The following is a 16811-nucleotide window of genomic DNA, read 5'->3' as shown; positions in this document are numbered from 1 at the left end:
TTCCCTTATTCCTGCCCCTTCAACTGCAACGCCCGCTCATACAGGGCATTTTTCTTGCGGCCCGTGATTTGCGCCGTCAGGTTGGCCGCCTGCTTGACGCTGCATTCGGCCAGCAGGATATTGAGGATGCGTTCCGCTTCCACGTCTTCCGCGTCCTGCGCTTCCGTGGCGCCTTCCAGCAGAACGACGAACTCTCCCTTTTCGCGGTGCGCGTCGGCGCGGATCCAGCTTTCCGCTTCGGACAGGGGGCAGCGGTGGATTTCTTCGAACAGCTTCGTCAGCTCGCGCGCAAACACCACCTGGCGCGTGGGTTCGAACGCTGCCGCCAGGGCCGTGGCGCAATCGAGGATGCGGTGCGGCGCTTCATAGAACACCATGGTGGCGGTCACGCCGCGCAGGCTGTGCAGCATGTTTTCGCGCTGCTTGGCCTTGGCCGGCAGGAAGCCGACAAAGTAAAACTGGTCATTGAGCAAGCCGCTGGCGGAAATGGCGGTAATCGCCGCCGACGGGCCCGGCAGGGGCAGCACGCGCAGTCCCGCCGCGCGCACGGCGTCGACGATGCGCGCGCCCGGGTCGGAAACGGCGGGCGTGCCCGCATCGGAGACGAGGGCGATGCGCTCGCCCGCGTGCAGGCGGGCAATCAGGGTTTGCGCCACTTCGCGCTCGTTATGTTGATGCGCCGCAATCAAAGGCTTGTTCAGGCCAAAACGCGTCAGCAGGTGTGCCGTGTTGCGCGTATCTTCACAGGCGACGGCGTCGGCAAGGCTCAGCAGATGCAGCGCACGCAGGCTGATATCGGTCACATTGCCGATCGGCGTGGCCACTATATACAATGTTGCGCTAGGATAGACCTGGTGCGCCGCCTCTGTCATGATGGGCAGGCTGGCGATGGAACTGATTTCTTGTACGGTCATTTTGGAGGTTAAATGCTTGCTAATAGTGTGAAGTTACTGCTTGTTTGTGCCGCGACCGGCATGCTGAGCGCTTGCAGCACGCCTTGCGACGCGCCCGGGCAATTGTGCGCGCCTATTGAATCTAACACAAGGCCGCTACCACCTCCGAAGCCACTGCCGCCCCCCGTGCCGCCGAAACCGCCCGCACCGGAACCGGTGACGTTTGCCGTGGCCGTGCCCGATATTACCGCGTATGACGGCAATGGCGCGCCGCTGGCGCCCATCACGGGCAAGCCGGCGACGGGCACGCCGCTCGACATGCCGGCCGCCACGGCGCCGGCGCCGTCCGACGGCAATGTCCACCACATCGGCCTGCTGCTGCCGCTGCGCTCGGCGTCCCTGGGCCCGGCCGCCGAACTGCTGCGCGCCGGCTTCATGGCCGCATATGAGCGCGACCGCAGCGGCTTCGAAGTGACGGTGGTCGACACGGGCGATGGCAGCACGGATATCCTGAACAAGTTTGCGCAAGCGCAAGAGGAACAGGACATCGTCGTGGGACCTTTGTCGCGCTCGGCCGTGACGGCCGTGGCAAATAGCGACCTGGTACGCAAGCCGACGATTGCCCTGAACCACCCGGACAACCGCGGCGAAGCGCGCCTGCCGGCCAAGCTGCTGGTGATGGGCTTGTCGATCGAGGCGGAAGCACGCCAGGTCGCCGCCTGGGCCGCCAGCGAGCAGCCGGGCGCAAGCGCGCTGATCCTGTCGGCTGGCTCGCCCTCGCAGCGCCGCACCAGCGCCGCCTTCAAGCAGGAATGGCTGCGCCAGGGCGGCAAGATCGAGACGATGGACTTGACGGCCACGAATGGCTACCTGAGCGATGCGGAACTGGTGCAGCTGCGCGCGCGCCTGGCCGCCACGCCGCCGGGCCTGCTGTTTGCCGCGCTCGACGCCGACCAGGCGCGCCAGCTGCGCGTGGCCATCGGCAGCGACTTGCCCCTGTATGGCACCTCGTCATTGAATCCCGGCGCAGGACGCGGCGCCAGCGGCCCCGAACTGGACGGCGCGCGCCTGCTCGACCTGCCGTGGCAAGTGCAGCGCGACCATCCGCAAGTGATGGTGTATCCGCAGCCGCCGCAGCCGGGCGACGCCCGCCTGACGGCCGACATGGAACGCCTGTACGCGCTGGGCATCGATGCCTTCCGCGTGGCGCGCGAAGTGGCGCTGCGCCCGAACACGCCGTTCACGCTCGATGGCGTGACGGGCCGCCTGGCCGTGCGCTTTGAGAATGATCAAAGCGTGTTCGAACGCACGGAGCAGGCCGCCACCTACCAGCAGGGCGCACTGAGCACCTGGCCGCCGGCCACGGCAGCAACACCGGCCGCCTTGCCGCAGGCACAGTAAGGACAGGCCATGCCGCCCCTGCCGTTCCAGAACAAGCAGGCACGGGGACGGCAGGGTGAAGACGATGCGCTCGCGTATCTGTTGCTGCAAGGCTTGGTGCTGCTTGCACGCAACTATCTGTGCAAGGGCGGCGAGCTGGACCTGATCATGCGCGATGGCCCCTCCGTCGTCTTCGTGGAAGTGCGGCTACGCAGCAGCGCAGCGTTCGGCGGCGCCCTGGCCAGCATCACGCCAGCCAAGCAGCGGCGCATGGTGGTGGCCGCGCAAACCTGGCTGCTGGGGCAAAAAAGCGTGCCGCCATGCCGTTTCGACGCCGTGGCCATCGATGACGGGCGCATCAGCTGGCTGAAGAACATCCTCGATATGTAAGCATTTTTAACAGTGCTTGTCCGCCATGCCGCGCGCCTGCACTATAATCGGCAGACTATGAATAATCAACGCATCCTCTCGCACTTCCACGAAAGTGCCGAACTCAAGATCCAGGCCGCTACCGTACTGGCGCAACCCATTGCGCAGGCGATCGACCTGATGTTTTATGCATTATCCAACGGCAACAAAATCCTGGCATGCGGCAATGGCGGTTCCGCCGCCGATTGCCAGCATTTCGCCGCCGAGCTGGTCGGACGTTTCGAACGCGAGCGCTTTCCGCTGCCGGCCCTGGCGCTGACGACGGATACCTCGATCCTGACGGCCGTGGCGAACGACTACAGCTACCGCGAGATTTTCTCGAAGCAGGTGCAGGCGTTCGGCCAGGCCGGCGACATTCTGCTGGCCATCTCCACGTCGGGCAATTCGGCCAACGTGATGGCGGCCGTGGAAGCGGCGCTCGAGCGCGAAATGCGCGTCGTGGCGCTGACGGGCAAGGACGGCGGCGCCATCGGCAAGATGCTGACGGATGCCGACGTGCATATCTGCGTGCCGGCCGAGCGCACGGCGCGCATCCAGGAAGTCCATCTGACCACCATACATTGCATCTGCGACGGCATCGATGTCGCCCTATTCGGAGGAGACGTGAATGACTAAATTCGGTACTGGCCCAGGCTGGAAACGCGCACAACGCCCATTGGCCACCGCACTGCTGTGCGGCGCCATGCTCACCTCGCTCACCGGCTGCATCGAACTGATGGTCGGCGGCGCCGTGATGGGTGGCGTTGCCGCGGCAGACCGCCGCACCCTGGGCGCCCAGACCGAAGACAAGTCGATCGCCCTGAAAGGCGAAGCACGCATCCCCTCCATCGTCGGCGACGTGGGCCACGTGAATGTCACCAGCTTCAACCGCCGCGTCCTGCTGACGGGCGAAGTGCGCGATGACGCGATGAAAAATGCCGTCGAGCGCGAAGTGCGCAATATCGAGGGCGTGGAATCGGTGGCCAATGAACTGATCATCGCCGGCCCGGCCAGCTACACCTCGCGCTCGAACGACGCGCTGATCACGACCAAGGTCAAGGCCAGCCTGGTGGACATGAAAACCATCTCGGCGGCCTCGTTCAAGGTCGTCACCGAGAACGCCACCGTCTTCCTGATGGGCAGAGTGACCCAGCGCGAAGGCACGGTCGCGGCCGACGTGGCGCGCGGCGTGGGCGGCGTGCAGAAAGTGGTCAAGCTGTTCGACTACATTTCGGAAGCGGAACTGAAGCAATTGCAGCCGGACCCGCCGCAGCAGCGCACGACGAACACGGTCAGCGATACGGTACAGCAGTAAGCGCCTACGCCATCCGGCCTAGGGCACGCCGACGATGCGGCGGCTATAATAGGGACATCGTGGCCGCATCGCCCCGCTTTTCAAGTGACTCATTTCAACTTCGCCATGTCAACTTCGCCATCCGCAAGCAAGTCCTGGATCAAGCCAGCCCTCATCGCCGTCTTCGTGGCGGGCGTGGCGGCAGCCGGCTATCTGTCGCTCAATGACAAGCAAAGCGCGCCGGACGTGACCTTCCACGGCATCCATGGCGAGAAAATCACCTCGGCCAGCCTGCGCGGCAAGGTGGTGATGGTCAATTTCTGGGCCACCTCGTGCACCACTTGCGTGGCGGAAATGCCGGACATGGTCGACACCTACAACAAGTACAAGGGGCAGGGCCTGGAATTCGTGGCCGTGGCCATGAAATACGATCCGGCCAACTACGTGCTGAACTTTGCCGAAACACGCCAGCTGCCGTTCAAGGTGGCGCTCGACGTGACGGGCGAGGCGGCCAAGGCCTACGGCGACGTGGCGCTCACGCCCACCACCTTCGTGCTCGACAAGCAGGGCAAGATCCTCAAGCGCTATGTGGGCAAGCCGGAATTCGCGGAACTGCACAAGCTGCTGGAAACCGCCATCGCCGGTTGATCCAGCACAAAAATACCCCACCTACACCGCACAAAACTCTGTTGCCAACAGTTGCCAAACTGTTATAACCTTCCCAAGTGTGATTTCCATTCACCTTGTGAAGGCCTGCCGTGTCCCTAGCCGCTCAATCGCCCGACCCGCAGCAACTGAAAACCTGGCTGCTTGCCGCCGGCAACAAGGACGCCACGGCGTTCCGCCAGCTATATAACTGCACATCATCGAAACTGTTTGGCTTCGCGCTGCGTATATTGCATAAGCAAGAGCTCGCTGAAGAAGCCTTGCAAGAGGGTTTCGTTGCCATCTGGAACAACGCCGCCGCTTACCAGAGCCATCTGGCGGCGCCGATGACCTGGATGGCCACCATCGTGCGCAACAAGGCGTTCGATGTGTTGCGGCGCAGCGACGATACCGTGGAAATCGATGCCGAACAGTTTGATAGCGAAGTCATGAATGCACTCCGAGACCCCCAGGCCACGCCCATCGAGTCACTGCAACTGAGCGGTGACGCCAAGGCGCTGGCGTTTTGCATGTCCGCCCTGGAAGGGCTGCACCGGCAGGTGGTCGCCCTGGCGTTCTATCATGACCTGTCGCACAGCGAAGTGGCGCAGCAGATGTCGCTGCCGATCGGCACCGTGAAGACCTGGATACGGCGCAGCCTGGAACGGCTGCGCACGTGCCTGGCAAAACGGGAGGCATCATGAATATCCGCGGCAATGACGTGCTGCGTCAGAAGCTGGCGTCCGAATACGTGCTGGGCACCTTGAAAGGGGGCGCGCGGCGGCGTTTCGAAGGCTGGCTGCACAACGACGCCGATTTGCGCAATATCACGGCCGAATGGCGGCAGCGCCTGGAACCGATGGCGGAATTTGCCACGCCCGTGGCACCGCCCAAGCGCGTGTGGCAGCAGATCGAGCGGCGCCTGCACCTGGCGCCGCAGGGCGGCTGGGCACTGTGGCGCGATTCGCTGTCGTTCTGGCGTTCGCTGGGCATGGCTTCGAGCGCCATCGCCGCGCTGCTGGTCATCGTCGTGGCCACGCGCGTGATGGATGCGCCGCAGATCAGCTATGTGGCCAGCCTGACGGATGAAAAAGCGCAGACGGCCCTGCTGCTGACGGCCGACAGCCGCCACGGCGCGCTCGAAGTGCGCATGGTGGGCAATGCGCCCGTGCCGAGTGATAAGGATCTGGAACTGTGGGCCGTGCCGAAGAGCGGCAATCCCCGCTCGCTCGGCTTGCTGGCCGACAAGGGCAACGTGAAACTGGCCCTGTCGCAGCGCGCCATCGGCAGCGACGTGGCCCTGCTGGCCGTCACCCTGGAGCCGAAAGGCGGTTCGCCCGATCCGAACGGACCGACGGGACCAATCTTGTACAAGGGTAACTGGGTGAAAATTTAACCAACCCACAAGCGAGGGCCGGAATCGTAGCCTGGAAGGTACGCCCCCGGATCTTGCCCTTGGGCTTATTTAGGATACAAAATCATCTGCGTGCAGCGGAACAGGGCAATCGTCTTGCCCGTTTCCTTGCTTTTCACCACGGCATCCCACACTTGCGTGTTGCGGCCCTTGTGTTCGACCTTGGCCGTGCAGGTGAGCGTGCCTTCGCGGGCCGTGCCCAGGTGGTTCGATTTCAGTTCGATGGTCGTGAAATTGCTCGCGCCTTCGGGCAGATTGACGATGCAGCCATAACCGGAAGCCGTGTCGGCCAGGGTCACCACGCTGCCCGCGTGCAGATAACCGTTCGGCGCCAGCAGATGCGGCAGCACGGGCAATTCCGCCGTCAGCTGGCCGTCGCCCACTTCCGTGATGACGATGCCCAGGTGGCCGGGCAGGCGGCCCGTGCCGCGTTCATTCAACATTGCTACGGTGATGTCGGGATTGCTCATGGTCTCTGCTTTTCCTTGTTATTGAGTGAAGCCGGACCATGCGATGGTCCGGAAAACACTGCGATCATAGCAATTTTCCCCGTTTTGGTTTGGCGGCCGCCTATTTCCGGCCACGCCGCCGTTTCCACCACACCAAGGTCCCCGTCAGCATGAACAGCAAGGGCATCAAGCCGAAGAGCGTGATGAAACTGCGCCCGACCACGCCAAACGCCTGGCCCGAATGCAGGGGGAATTGCCAGCCCAGGAAGCGCTCGCCATACGACGCCGTCAAGGGGTCGCGTATGCGCAGTGGCAAGCCGCTGCGCGCGTCCAGCGTGATGCGCGTGGCGCCGTCGCCATGGGCGATTTCGTCGGGCTGGCGCACGCGGATGTCATACGGCTGGTCCTTTTTCGCCGGCAGCACGATGCGCGACACGCGCGCCTGCGGATACAGCCGCTGCGCGGCGGCCATCGCGGCGCCCGCATCGAGCAGGGCGCCATCCTGCTGCACATTGTTCAGCTTGGCCGTGTCCGGCACCGTCGACACCAGGTCCACCAGCGGCACGACCAGCTGCGGCAAATTGAAATAGATACCGGAAAAGGCGATCACGGCCAGCACGGGCGCGGCAAAGAAGCCGGCCGCCTTGTGCAAGGTGTAATTGAAACGGGGCCAGGAACCGCCATGCGACACGGTCAGGGCCCGCTTGACCGCCATCCACTGCATACGCGGCCACCACAGGTAGATGCCGCTCAAGGCCATCAGCAGCAACAGCACGCCGGAAATCCCCGTGACCGTCTTGCCCGTGTCGCCCGTCAGCAGATAGCGGTGCAAATGAAACATGCCCGACATCAGCAGCGGGCGCGTGAGGCCGAAGCGGCCCCAGTCGCGTTCGCCTTTGACTTGCAAGGTGTAGGGGTCGACCATCACCTGGCGCACGATGGCCTGGCTGAACGGCGAAGGTTTGCCCGCCTGCCGGTACGAGGCCACATACACGTCGCGCGCATCGGCGGGCGGATTGAGCTGGGCCGGCTTGCCGTAGGCGGGATCGGCAGTCAGCTGGTCGACCACCGCTTGCACCGTGCCTGGCGTCACGCGAAACACCTGGCCCGCCGCGGGCGTGCTCGCCTGCAACAGGGTGGGATTCAGATACGCGTCCAGTTCCGGCATCCAGGCGATGGCAGAACCCGTCAATCCCAGCAGGACGAACAGGGCGCCGAACCACAGGCCCGCATACAGGTGCAGCTTGGCTAACAGCCATTTGATCGGGCGCTTGGACATGAATGAGGGACTCTGGGAATTTTGGGCTGCGAAACGATAGCATGAATGAAGGGGAGTGAAAATCATTATCAGCTGGCATCCTGCCTGGTCGACATAGCGCAAATGAATTGCAACAAGCGCTGACAAGGCGGCGATTTTCTTGCTACTATGCGCCCATGTCTTCCCGCCAGCCCCCCCGCAAGCTTGCCCATCACGGTGCCGCCGCCCTCGCGCGCACGCCGTGGCGCCTGTGCGTGGCCCTGTTCAGTGCGCTGGCCCTCGTGTTCCTGCTGTCGACGGCCGCTTCGCACCTGCACAAGACCAGCCTGGACGCGGAAGAGTGCGCGCTGTGCGCCACGGCCATCGACAAGGTGGCCGATATCGCCGTGCCGCCGGCCATCGCCGAGCCGCCCGCCCAGTTATTGCCGTACCGCCTGCTGGCCGTCGCGCCCGCCGCCCTGGCGCCTGCCGCTGCCCTCATCCTGCCGCCCGTGCGCGGCCCGCCTGCCGCCTCGTTGTAGTTCCCACGCTGTTTTTATCCTTTTTTCAGGCTGCACTGCCGCGCGCGTCTTCATGCGCGCCGTGCCGCCTGGCGTAGACTATTTTCGAGGTTCACCATGCAACACACACCACGCTTGAGCGCCCTGTCGCTCGCCCTTGCCAGCCTGTTCAGCTTTTCCGCCCATGCCGCCGAGCCTGCGGATGCCAGCCCAGCCGCTTCCGGCGCCGATGCTGCACCACAAGAGATGCAAAAAGTGGAAGTCACGTCCGCCCACCTGAAAAGCGCGCGCATCGAGCTGTCGCCGAAAGTCGGCACCACCATCTACAGCATCGACAGCCACATGGTCGACATGCTGGGCCAGGGCGACAACACGCCATTCAATGAAGTGCTGCTGCGCCTGCCGGGCGTATCGCAGGATTCCAAGGGCTCGGGCGCCCTGCACGTGCGCGACGACCATGCCAACGTGCAATACCGCATCAATGGCGTGCAGTTACCGGAAAGCATCAGCGGCTTCGGCCAGTCGATCGACACGCGATTGATCGACAAGACGGATTTCATGACGGGCGCCTTGCCGGCCCAGTTCGGCCTGCGCACGGCCGGCATCGTCGACATTGAAACGAAGGAGGGCGGCATGACGCCAGGCGGGCGCATCGGCATCCTCGTGGGCAGCCACGACCATGTGGAGCCGAGTGCCGAATTTTTCGGCAGCGTGGGCAAGTTCAATTACTACCTGTCCGGAAGCTACCTGGGCAATTCGCTGGGCGTGGAAAACCCGCAAGACACGCGCAGCGCCCTGCACGACAAGACGCGCCAGAACAAAACGTTCGGCAGCCTGTCGTATTTCCTTGATGACAATACGCGCCTGGCCGCCATGTTCGGGACCTACAACGGCCGCTTCCAGATCCCGAACAACCCGAACCAGGCGCCTGCGTTCAGCCTCGATGGCCACAGCGATGCGCAGGCGGGCACGTCCAGCCTGCCGTCGTCGCAGCTGAATGAAAACCAGCGCGAAGTGAACCGCTTCCTCGTGCTGTCGCTGCAAAAGAGTCTGGGCGACATCAATTACCAGGTGTCCGCCTTCCACCAGTACTCGGAGCTGCACTTCACGCCCGATTCCATCGGCGACCTGATCTACAACGGCGTGGCCTCGGACTCGCGCCGCTCGAACAGCGCGTCCGGCGCCCAGTTCGACGCCAGCTACAAATGGCACCAGGACCACACCGTGCGCGCAGGCCTGGCCTACACGCGCCAGAAAACCACCAGCGACAACACGGTGGCCGTCTTCCCCGCCATGGACGGGGCACAAAGCGCCACCACGCCGGTTTCCATCGTCGACAACAGCGGCAAGACGGGCACCCTGGCCAGCTTTTACCTGCAGGATGAATGGCATATCAGCAAACCGTTGACCCTGAACTATGGCGCCCGCTTCGACAAGGTGTCGGCCTACACGAGCGAGCAGCAATGGAGTCCGAGGGTCAACCTCGCGTATCAGCTGGCGCCGGGCACGGCCCTGCACGCCGGTTATTCGCGCTACTTCACGCCGCCGCCGCAGGAACTGGCGGCGCAAGGCAGCATCGACCTGTATGCGAACACGACGAATGCGCCGGAAATCGGCCAGTCGGACAACGTCAAGTCCGAACGCACGCATTACTACGACGTGGGCATCAGCCACCAGCTCACCCCGAAACTGACCGTGACGGCCGATGTGTACTATAAAAAGATCAACAACCTGCTGGACGAAGGCCAGTTCGGCCAGGCGCTGATCCTCACGCCGTTCAACTATGCGGACGGCTACGCCAAGGGCCTGGAATTGTCGGCCATCTACAGCGAGAAAAACTGGGGCCTGTTCCTCAATGCCAGCACGCAAAAGGCGCAAGGGCGCAACATCAATTCGGGCCAGGCCCTGTTTGGCGCCGATGAGTTGAACTACATCAGCAAGAATTATGTCTACCTTGACCATGACCAGAAATACACGCTGTCCGGCGGCGGCCATTATCACTTCGGCGATTCGCAAGTGAGCGCTGACTTCCTGTACGGCAGCGGCCTGCGCATGACGCCGGATGGCGGCGCACCGAATTCCGGCCATTTGCCCAGCTATTTCACCGTCAACACGGCGCTCACGCACACGTGGAAAAACACGCCCGTGGGCAAGGTCGAAGGCCGTTTGGCCCTGATCAACCTGTTCGACAAATCGTATCTGCTGCGCGACGGTTCCGGCGTGGGCGTGGGCGCGCCGCAGTACGGCGCCCGCCGCAGCCTGTATGCGGGATTGTCGACGAGCTTCTAGTTCCCCGAACGCGCGAGGACAGCGGCAGGGAGCAACGCCTGCCGCTGTCGGTTGCCGTCAAGAATCAGCTTTCACCCCAGGCGATGGCCGCCTGGCCATGCGCCTGCAGGTAGGCATTCGCCTGGCTGAACGGCTTGCTGCCAAAGAAACCTTTGCTGGCCGACAAGGGGGACGGGTGGGGCGCAGCCAGCACCAGGTGCTTGCCGGGGTCGATCAAGGTGCGCTTGGCTTGCGCGTAGCCGCCCCACAAGATGAAAACCAGGTTGCTACGCTCGGCGGACAGGTGGCGGATCGCGCTGTCCGTCAATTTCTCCCAGCCCTTGGCCGCATGCGAACCGGCCGCCCCGGCCCGCACGGTCAGCACGCTGTTGAGCAAGAACACCCCTTGTCCGGCCCAGTCCGACAAATCCGTATGCGTGCGCTCGATGCCCACGTCCGTGGACAATTCCTTGAAGATGTTCTGCAGGCTCGGCTGCGGCGGATGGCCGTCCGGCACGGAAAAGCACAAGCCCATGGCCGCGCCGGGCGTGTGATACGGGTCTTGCCCCAGGATCACGACTTTCACTTGCTCGAACGGCGTCAGGTCGAATGCCCGGAAGATGGTTTTGCCCGGAGGACAACACGGTCCCGCCGCATATTCCGCCTTCACGAAGGCGGCCAGGCGTTCCCAGTACGGCTGGGCGAATTCCCCCTCCAGCCGCGCCTTCCACGATGCGTCGATGCGTATGTCCATGCCTCACCTCATAGCCGATTCGTCAACCATGCTTTTTCAGCATGCCAGTATAGGACGCTCAGCCGATGAAGCGCATACGATACGAACAGGCAAAAAAAAGCCGCCCGGCTTTGCAGCGGGCGGCCTTGATGTAGCGCAGGGTGCTTAGAAATTCAGCGCCGATTCCACGCCGGCGCTGTGCGCCTGTTCATCCGCGTGGTACGAGCTGCGCACCATGGCGCCCACGGCGGCGTGGGTGAAGCCCATTTTATACGCTTCTTCTTCGAACATTTTGAAGACGTCCGGGTGCACGTAGCGGCGCACGGGCAAGTGGCTGTTCGACGGCGCCAGGTACTGGCCGATGGTCAGCATATCGATGTCGTGCTCGCGCATGTCGCGCATCACTTGCAGGATTTCCTCATCCGTCTCGCCCAGGCCCACCATGATGCCGGACTTGGTCTTCACGTCCGGGTACATGGCCTTGAAGTCTTTCAGCAGTTTCAGCGAGTGCAGGTAGTCGGAACCGGGACGGGCTTCCTTGTACAGGCGCGGCGCCGTTTCCAGGTTGTGATTCATGACGTCAGGCAAGCCATCCTTGAACAGGTTCAGGGCTTTTTCCAGGCGGCCGCGGAAGTCGGGCACCAGCACTTCGATGCGGGTATTCGGCGACAGGGAGCGCGTTTGCTGGATGCACTCGACGAAATGGCCGGCGCCGCCGTCGCGCAAGTCATCGCGGTCGACGGACGTGATGACGACGTAGTTCAGGCGCAGCTTGGCGATGGTTTTCGACAGATTCGACGGCTCGTCCTTGTCCAGCGGGTCCGGGCGGCCATGGCCCACGTCGCAGAACGGGCAGCGGCGCGTGCACTTGTCGCCCATGATCATGAAGGTGGCCGTGCCCTTGCCGAAGCATTCGCCGATATTCGGGCAGCTGGCTTCCTCGCACACGGTGACGAGTTTGTTTTCGCGCAGGATGTCCTTGATTTCATAGAAACGGGTCGATGCCGACGCGGCCTTGACGCGGATCCAGTCCGGCTTTTTCAGGCGCTCGACTTGCTCGATCGGAATGATCTTGATCGGGATGCGCGAAGTCTTGCTGGCGCCTTTTTGCTTTTCGCTCGGGTTGTAGGCGGGAGCGGCGGGGGCGGTGCTGGAAATGGTCTCAGAAGTCATGGCTGCAAGCCCTTGAGGGGCAAAGTTTGGTTTGTTTGCTCAAGCATCCGCTGCCTGAGGCGCGCCTGCGGCGCTGTTTGCTTCGCTTACATCGAGTAATACGGTCAATTCATGGGCCAGGGCCCGCTGCACCTCGGCCAGCGGCGCCACGACGCCCATGCTGCGCATGTCCACCGTCTTCAGGCCGGAATAGCCGCAGGGGTTAATCCAGGAAAACGGCGCCAGGTCCATCGCCACATTGAGCGATACGCCATGGTAAGTGCAGCCGTTGCCGCGCACTTTCAATCCCAGCGCGGCGATCTTCGCACCCTTGTCTGGCCCGCCGGCAATATAAATGCCGGGCGCGCCATCGATGCGCTCGCCAGCGAGATTATACGCCGCCAGCACGTTGATGATGGCTTGCTCGATTTTATGCACGAACTGGCGCGCATACAGCTTGCCGCCCGGCTTGTTGCGGCGCAAGTCCATCAGCAGGTAAATCACCACCTGGCCGGGGCCGTGGAACGTGACTTCGCCGCCCCGGTCCGTCTGCACCACGGGCACATTCTCCGCGCCGGCCAGCAGATGGCCGCGGTCGGCCGCCAGGCCCAGGGTGAACACGGGCGGATGCTCGACGATCCACAGTTCGTCGCGCGTATCCGTCGTGCGCGCGTCCGTAAACGCGCGCATGGCGGCAAAGGTCGGCTCGTAATCGACGCGGCCCAGCTCGCGGATCAGTGCCGTTTCGGTTCGGGTGGTGGTCATGACAAAGTCTGTGGTCAGCTGCCGGCGCCCTGCGGACGCTGCGGCGAAGCCGTGATTATAAGCCAGGCGGCCGTTTCATTCAGCCGTGGGCGCTGGCAACAGCAGCCTGCCCAATTTTTGTGCAGCATGGCGTATCTGCGCGGCGCTCAGGGCCGTGTAGCCCAGCAGCACGGCCGGCGCCAACCTGGCGCCGTGGCAAAAATCACCGAGCGGCTGCAGCGCCAGCCCCTCTTGCGCGGCGCGCGCGCAAAACGCCCGCTCGTCGCTGTCCGGCGGCAGCCACAGCACGCAATGAAAGCCCGCCTGCTGGCCCGTGACCGCGTAGCGGCCCGGCGCCGTCTGCTCGAGGCAGGCGAGCAGCAGGTCGCGCCGCTCCTTGTAGGCCAGCCGCGCCTGGCGCAAATGGCGCACGAAAGCGCCTTCCTCCATCCAGGCAGCCAGCGCCAGCTGTTCCGTCACGCCTACGGAACGGCCCGTCAACTGCACCATGCGCAGCAGCTGCGGACGCAGGCCCGGCGGCAGCACCATGAAGCCCACGCGCAGGCCCGCAAACAGGGTCTTGTTGAAACTGCCACAGTAAATCACGCGCTGGTACTGGTCCAGCGCCTTCAGGGCCGCCAGCGGAGCGCTCTGGTAATTGAATTCGCTGTCGTAATCGTCTTCCACCACCCAGGCGCCGTGGTCGTTTGCCCATTCCAGCAAGGCCAGGCGGCGCGTGACGGACATGGTCACGCCCAGCGGCGACTGGTGCGCCGGCGTCACATACGCGAGGCAGGCGTCCGCATGCGCGGCCAGGGCGGCGCAATCGATGCCCTCGGCGTCGACGGCTATGTCCACGGGCACGGCGCCGGCGAGGGCGAACAGGGCGCGCGCGGCCGGGTAGCCCGGCTCTTCCAGGCAGACCTTGTCGCCGTCGCGCACGATGCTGCGCGCCAGCAAGTCGATCGCGTGGCGGATGCCCGTGGTGACGATGATATCGTGCGGGTCGCAGCGGATGCCGCGGTACTTGCCGAGGAAATCGGCGATCTGCTGGCGCAGCTGGGGCAGGCCGGCCGGATCGGCGCTGCACAGCTGTTCCGGCGTGGCGGCCGCCAGCGCCCGCGTGGCGCACCGGGACCAGGCGGCCATGGGAAACAGGCTGGCGTCGGCGCGCCGCGCCACGAAGGGCAAGCCGTCGCGCACGCCCGTGTCCGACGCGGGCGCAGGCATGGCCGCCGGTGCCGCCGGGGCGGCATCGCCAAAGCCGGCCATCAGGAAGCGTTCCGGCACGACGGCGCACACGCGCGTGCCGGAACCGGGCACGCGCGTCACGTAGGCTTCCGCGTGCAGGCGGTCGAACACGGTTTCGATAGTGCCGCGCGACAACTCCCACCGCTCGGCCAGGGTGCGGCTGGACGGCAGACGGCTGCCCGCCGGCAGCATCTTCGTCAGGATGGCCGAGCGCAGCGCTTCATACGCGCCATCCTGCTTGTTGACGCCCGCCTTGTCGAGCCAGCTGGTGGGACGAGGCAAGTCCAGGGCGTGCGGTGATTTTCCTCGCGGCATGATGATGATCGTCCAAGTGGTCCAATGAGTTTTCTGATGACTGGCACTTCGCATTACACCACAACCATTCTACTCTCACCGTTCCCGTGCGCCAGTGGGGCGCACGCTTGCATGGACCGTGTAAAACAATGCAGAAACAACTCGCTTTATGGGCCTGGGGCGGCATCGTGCTGCTGCTGGTCTGCCTGTCGCGCATCAGCATCGACATCTACCTGCCTTCGCTGCCGGCCATGGCCGACGCCCTGCATGCGAGCGATGCCCAGTTGCAACTGACCCTGAGCCTGTTCATGGCCGGCTCGGCCGCCTCGATGCTCGCTTGCGGGCCGCTGGCCGACCGCTACGGACGCCGTCCCGTGCTGCTGGCGGGCACGGGCATTTTTGTGCTCGCCAGCATCGTCTGCACCGTGACTTCCGATGTGCACGTGCTGATCGCCGCGCGCGTGCTGCAAGCGTTCGGCGGCTGCAGCGGCACCATCATCGGCCGCGTCATGGTGCGCGACCGCTTCGATCCGGCCACGCAGGCGCGCATGCTGGGGAAAATATCGATGGCGATGGGCCTGTCGCCCATCGTGGCGCCGCTGGCCGGCAGCGTGCTCGATGCGGCCTTCGGCTGGCGCGCCGTGTTTGGCGTGCTGTGCCTGCTGGGCGCGCTGTCGCTGTGGCTGATCGCCGCCTGGGTGCCGGAAACCAGGCCGGCCGACGTCGTGCCCCAGGGAAATACCCTGGCGCTGTACCGCCGCCTGCTGGGCGACGCGTATTTCCTGCGCTATGCGTTGGCCATCGCTTGTGTATATTGCACGTATTTTCCATTCATCGCGGAATCGTCCGTGCTGTTGCAGAGGGGCATGCATCTGTCGCCGCACGCGTATGCGCTCGTGTTCGCGCTGACGGTCAGCGGCTATGTGGCGGGATCGAGCCTGTTTCGCGCCCTGGGACCGCGCCTGGGCGCCGACTACATGCTGGGCGTGGCAGTGCTGATCAATGTGGCGGGCGCGGCCAGCCTGTTGCTGGCGGGGACTTGGGCGCCGCAGCACGTGGCGTCGCTGGTGGCGCCCATGCTGCTGGTGATGGTGTCGGTGGGCATGGCCATTCCGGCCTGCCAGCTGGCCGTGCTGCAGCCGTACGGCGCCCAGGCGGGCAGCGCCTCGGGCCTGTTCTTCTTCATCCAGATGCTCATCACGGCCGCCTGCGGCGCCGTGATCGCCGCCATCACCGATGGCAGCGCACAGCCGCTGCTGTGGGTGACGGCGGCGGCCAGCGCGGCGTTTTCCCTGGTGTGGCGGCTGACGAAACGCCAGCCCGCCAGGGCGGCGGCATGTCTTACATGACGATCTTGACCATCGGGTGGCCCGACAGCGCCGTGTACAGGGCGTCGAGCTGCTCGCGGCTGATGGCGCGCACGGTGACGGTCAGGCCCGTGTAATTGCCCTTGCCCGATGGACGCTCTTCCATGCGGCCCGCGTGGAAGGTCGGATCGTGGCTGATCACCAGTTCCAGCATGGTCGGCGCGAAGTCCACATGCGTGGGACCCATGATCTTGATGGGAAAATCGCTCGGGTATTCGATCAGCGATTCGCTGGGAGGAATAATGTGTTCGCTGGGTGGGATGGTTTGCATGGGAATTCCAATCAGTGCCGGTCAGGACAGGCGGCGCGGCGTATGGCGCGCGGCGGCTGCATAAAAGCGTATTGTAGCCAACTTTGGGGGCGGATGCGCCCGTTGCCATGGCGCCGGCGTGGCGGAAAAAAAAAGCCAGCTGGGTAAGCTGGCGAAAAACTATTTCGTTGAGACAAAATAGCCGGAAAAGTCGATGCTGTCACTTGGAGGATAAGCAGTGGTCGTACTGTAGACAAACCACGGCAGCTTTACCTCCCGTATGTGACGAACTGCGCATTTTGCGGCGTGAACGTCGATACGGCGCGACAGACGGCACGGCCGTCAGCGCTCCGCTTCCTGCATCCGGCCATTGCGGCCGGGGCCGCCGCGCTCATTGCCCCGGTCATTGCTCCGGTCATTGCTCCGTTCGCGTGGCGGCCCGCTGCGTTCGCCCCCGCGCGCTTCCTGTGCCGGACGCGCCGCTGGCGCCGGCATCGGCGGCGGCGCGGGC

At 64.2% G+C, this 16811-nt stretch carries 18 protein-coding genes; 10 read left to right on the top strand and 8 right to left on the bottom strand.

What is annotated here, in order from left to right; all coding sequences use genetic code 11:
• Positions 1–5: 5 nt before the first annotated feature.
• Complete coding sequence (gene rsmI, locus GCN75_RS25140) at positions 6–914, bottom strand: 16S rRNA (cytidine(1402)-2'-O)-methyltransferase (RefSeq protein ID WP_152284816.1); 909 nt, start codon at positions 912–914, stop codon at positions 6–8.
• Positions 915–1079: 165 nt separating this feature from the next.
• On the opposite strand from rsmI, the gene GCN75_RS25135 reads away from it, so the two are divergent.
• From GCN75_RS25135 to GCN75_RS25105, 7 genes are all read left to right on the top strand, one after another.
• Positions 1080–2294: a penicillin-binding protein activator gene (locus tag GCN75_RS25135; protein ID WP_152284815.1), complete on the top strand. Its 1215-nt coding sequence runs from the start codon at positions 1080–1082 to the stop codon at positions 2292–2294.
• Between the two features lie 9 nt (positions 2295–2303).
• A complete protein-coding gene (locus GCN75_RS25130; protein ID WP_152258941.1) occupies positions 2304–2663 on the top strand; it encodes a YraN family protein in 360 nt (119 codons plus the stop codon).
• A 57-nt stretch (positions 2664–2720) separates the two neighbouring features.
• Positions 2721–3317, top strand: coding sequence for a phosphoheptose isomerase (locus GCN75_RS25125; RefSeq protein ID WP_034752465.1), 597 nt, complete (start codon positions 2721–2723; stop codon positions 3315–3317).
• On the top strand, positions 3310–3996 hold the full coding sequence (locus GCN75_RS25120; protein ID WP_152284814.1) for a BON domain-containing protein: 687 nt from the start codon (positions 3310–3312) through the stop codon (positions 3994–3996). Before GCN75_RS25125 ends, GCN75_RS25120 begins: the two co-directional genes overlap by 8 nt.
• 105 nt (positions 3997–4101) lie before the next feature.
• Positions 4102–4623, top strand: a complete 522-nt coding sequence (locus GCN75_RS25115) for a peroxiredoxin family protein (protein WP_152258939.1) — start codon at positions 4102–4104, stop codon at positions 4621–4623.
• A gap of 110 nt (positions 4624–4733) precedes the next feature.
• Positions 4734–5324 carry a sigma-70 family RNA polymerase sigma factor gene (locus tag GCN75_RS25110; RefSeq protein ID WP_152258938.1) on the top strand — a complete coding sequence of 197 codons (591 nt, stop codon included), beginning with the start codon at positions 4734–4736 and terminating at the stop codon, positions 5322–5324.
• The gene (locus tag GCN75_RS25105; RefSeq protein ID WP_152284813.1) at positions 5321–6016 is read left to right on the top strand and encodes an anti-sigma factor; all 696 of its coding nucleotides are present in this window, start codon (positions 5321–5323) and stop codon (positions 6014–6016) included. The genes GCN75_RS25110 and GCN75_RS25105 overlap by 4 nt, the downstream gene beginning before the upstream one ends.
• A gap of 65 nt (positions 6017–6081) precedes the next feature.
• Here GCN75_RS25105 and GCN75_RS25100 read toward each other — a convergent pair whose 3' ends face one another.
• Positions 6082–6504, bottom strand: a complete 423-nt coding sequence (locus GCN75_RS25100; protein ID WP_034752471.1) for a PaaI family thioesterase — start codon at positions 6502–6504, stop codon at positions 6082–6084.
• Between the two features lie 100 nt (positions 6505–6604).
• On the bottom strand, positions 6605–7762 hold the full coding sequence (locus GCN75_RS25095) for a PepSY-associated TM helix domain-containing protein (protein ID WP_152284812.1): 1158 nt from the start codon (positions 7760–7762) through the stop codon (positions 6605–6607).
• A gap of 155 nt (positions 7763–7917) precedes the next feature.
• On the opposite strand from GCN75_RS25095, the gene GCN75_RS25090 reads away from it, so the two are divergent.
• Together GCN75_RS25090 and GCN75_RS25085 are read left to right on the top strand one after the other, a co-directional pair.
• Entirely contained in the window at positions 7918–8262 is a 345-nt protein-coding gene (locus GCN75_RS25090) for a hypothetical protein (protein ID WP_152284811.1), read from the top strand.
• Between the two features lie 96 nt (positions 8263–8358).
• A complete protein-coding gene (locus GCN75_RS25085; RefSeq protein WP_152284810.1) occupies positions 8359–10530 on the top strand; it encodes a TonB-dependent receptor in 2172 nt (723 codons plus the stop codon).
• Positions 10531–10594: 64 nt separating this feature from the next.
• Here the strand turns inward: GCN75_RS25085 and ung are convergent, their stop codons facing one another.
• From ung to pdxR, 4 genes are all read right to left on the bottom strand, one after another.
• A complete protein-coding gene (gene ung, locus GCN75_RS25080) occupies positions 10595–11263 on the bottom strand; it encodes a uracil-DNA glycosylase (RefSeq protein WP_152284809.1) in 669 nt (222 codons plus the stop codon).
• A gap of 144 nt (positions 11264–11407) precedes the next feature.
• Complete coding sequence (gene lipA / locus GCN75_RS25075) at positions 11408–12415, bottom strand: lipoyl synthase (RefSeq protein WP_152284808.1); 1008 nt, start codon at positions 12413–12415, stop codon at positions 11408–11410.
• A gap of 39 nt (positions 12416–12454) precedes the next feature.
• A complete protein-coding gene (lipB, locus tag GCN75_RS25070) occupies positions 12455–13159 on the bottom strand; it encodes a lipoyl(octanoyl) transferase LipB (protein WP_152284807.1) in 705 nt (234 codons plus the stop codon).
• 75 nt (positions 13160–13234) lie between these two features.
• Entirely contained in the window at positions 13235–14704 is a 1470-nt protein-coding gene (gene pdxR, locus GCN75_RS25065; protein ID WP_152284806.1) for a MocR-like pyridoxine biosynthesis transcription factor PdxR, read from the bottom strand.
• A 128-nt stretch (positions 14705–14832) separates the two neighbouring features.
• Between pdxR and GCN75_RS25060 the strand changes: the two genes are divergently transcribed.
• On the top strand, positions 14833–16032 hold the full coding sequence (locus GCN75_RS25060) for a multidrug effflux MFS transporter (protein WP_152284805.1): 1200 nt from the start codon (positions 14833–14835) through the stop codon (positions 16030–16032).
• On the opposite strand, the gene GCN75_RS25055 is transcribed toward GCN75_RS25060, so the two are convergent.
• Positions 16025–16321 carry a DUF493 family protein gene (locus tag GCN75_RS25055; RefSeq protein WP_152284804.1) on the bottom strand — a complete coding sequence of 99 codons (297 nt, stop codon included), beginning with the start codon at positions 16319–16321 and terminating at the stop codon, positions 16025–16027. The two genes, GCN75_RS25060 and GCN75_RS25055, sit on opposite strands and share 8 nt — an antisense overlap.
• Between the last annotated feature and the right edge of the window lie 490 nt (positions 16322–16811).

Source organism: Janthinobacterium violaceinigrum, assembly GCF_009208555.1.
GTDB lineage: Bacteria > Pseudomonadota > Gammaproteobacteria > Burkholderiales > Burkholderiaceae_D > Janthinobacterium > Janthinobacterium violaceinigrum.
This window is presented reverse-complemented; position numbering and strand designations above follow the sequence as displayed.

What these genes read in the sequence shown, in the direction of transcription:
- lipB (WP_152284807.1), bottom strand. Translation starts at nt 13,159, where the DNA reads ATGACCACCACCCGAACCGAAACGGCACTGATCCGCGAGCTGGGCCGC.
- GCN75_RS25085 (WP_152284810.1), top strand. Translation starts at nt 8,359, where the DNA reads ATGCAACACACACCACGCTTGAGCGCCCTGTCGCTCGCCCTTGCCAGC.
- GCN75_RS25125 (WP_034752465.1), top strand. Translation starts at nt 2,721, where the DNA reads ATGAATAATCAACGCATCCTCTCGCACTTCCACGAAAGTGCCGAACTC.
- GCN75_RS25090 (WP_152284811.1), top strand. Translation starts at nt 7,918, where the DNA reads ATGTCTTCCCGCCAGCCCCCCCGCAAGCTTGCCCATCACGGTGCCGCC.
- GCN75_RS25060 (WP_152284805.1), top strand. Translation starts at nt 14,833, where the DNA reads ATGCAGAAACAACTCGCTTTATGGGCCTGGGGCGGCATCGTGCTGCTG.
- ung (WP_152284809.1), bottom strand. Translation starts at nt 11,263, where the DNA reads ATGGACATACGCATCGACGCATCGTGGAAGGCGCGGCTGGAGGGGGAA.
- GCN75_RS25055 (WP_152284804.1), bottom strand. Translation starts at nt 16,321, where the DNA reads ATGCAAACCATCCCACCCAGCGAACACATTATTCCTCCCAGCGAATCG.
- GCN75_RS25095 (WP_152284812.1), bottom strand. Translation starts at nt 7,762, where the DNA reads ATGTCCAAGCGCCCGATCAAATGGCTGTTAGCCAAGCTGCACCTGTAT.
- GCN75_RS25130 (WP_152258941.1), top strand. Translation starts at nt 2,304, where the DNA reads ATGCCGCCCCTGCCGTTCCAGAACAAGCAGGCACGGGGACGGCAGGGT.
- lipA (WP_152284808.1), bottom strand. Translation starts at nt 12,415, where the DNA reads ATGACTTCTGAGACCATTTCCAGCACCGCCCCCGCCGCTCCCGCCTAC.
- GCN75_RS25100 (WP_034752471.1), bottom strand. Translation starts at nt 6,504, where the DNA reads ATGAGCAATCCCGACATCACCGTAGCAATGTTGAATGAACGCGGCACG.
- pdxR (WP_152284806.1), bottom strand. Translation starts at nt 14,704, where the DNA reads ATGCCGCGAGGAAAATCACCGCACGCCCTGGACTTGCCTCGTCCCACC.
- GCN75_RS25115 (WP_152258939.1), top strand. Translation starts at nt 4,102, where the DNA reads ATGTCAACTTCGCCATCCGCAAGCAAGTCCTGGATCAAGCCAGCCCTC.
- rsmI (WP_152284816.1), bottom strand. Translation starts at nt 914, where the DNA reads ATGACCGTACAAGAAATCAGTTCCATCGCCAGCCTGCCCATCATGACA.
- GCN75_RS25105 (WP_152284813.1), top strand. Translation starts at nt 5,321, where the DNA reads ATGAATATCCGCGGCAATGACGTGCTGCGTCAGAAGCTGGCGTCCGAA.
- GCN75_RS25120 (WP_152284814.1), top strand. Translation starts at nt 3,310, where the DNA reads ATGACTAAATTCGGTACTGGCCCAGGCTGGAAACGCGCACAACGCCCA.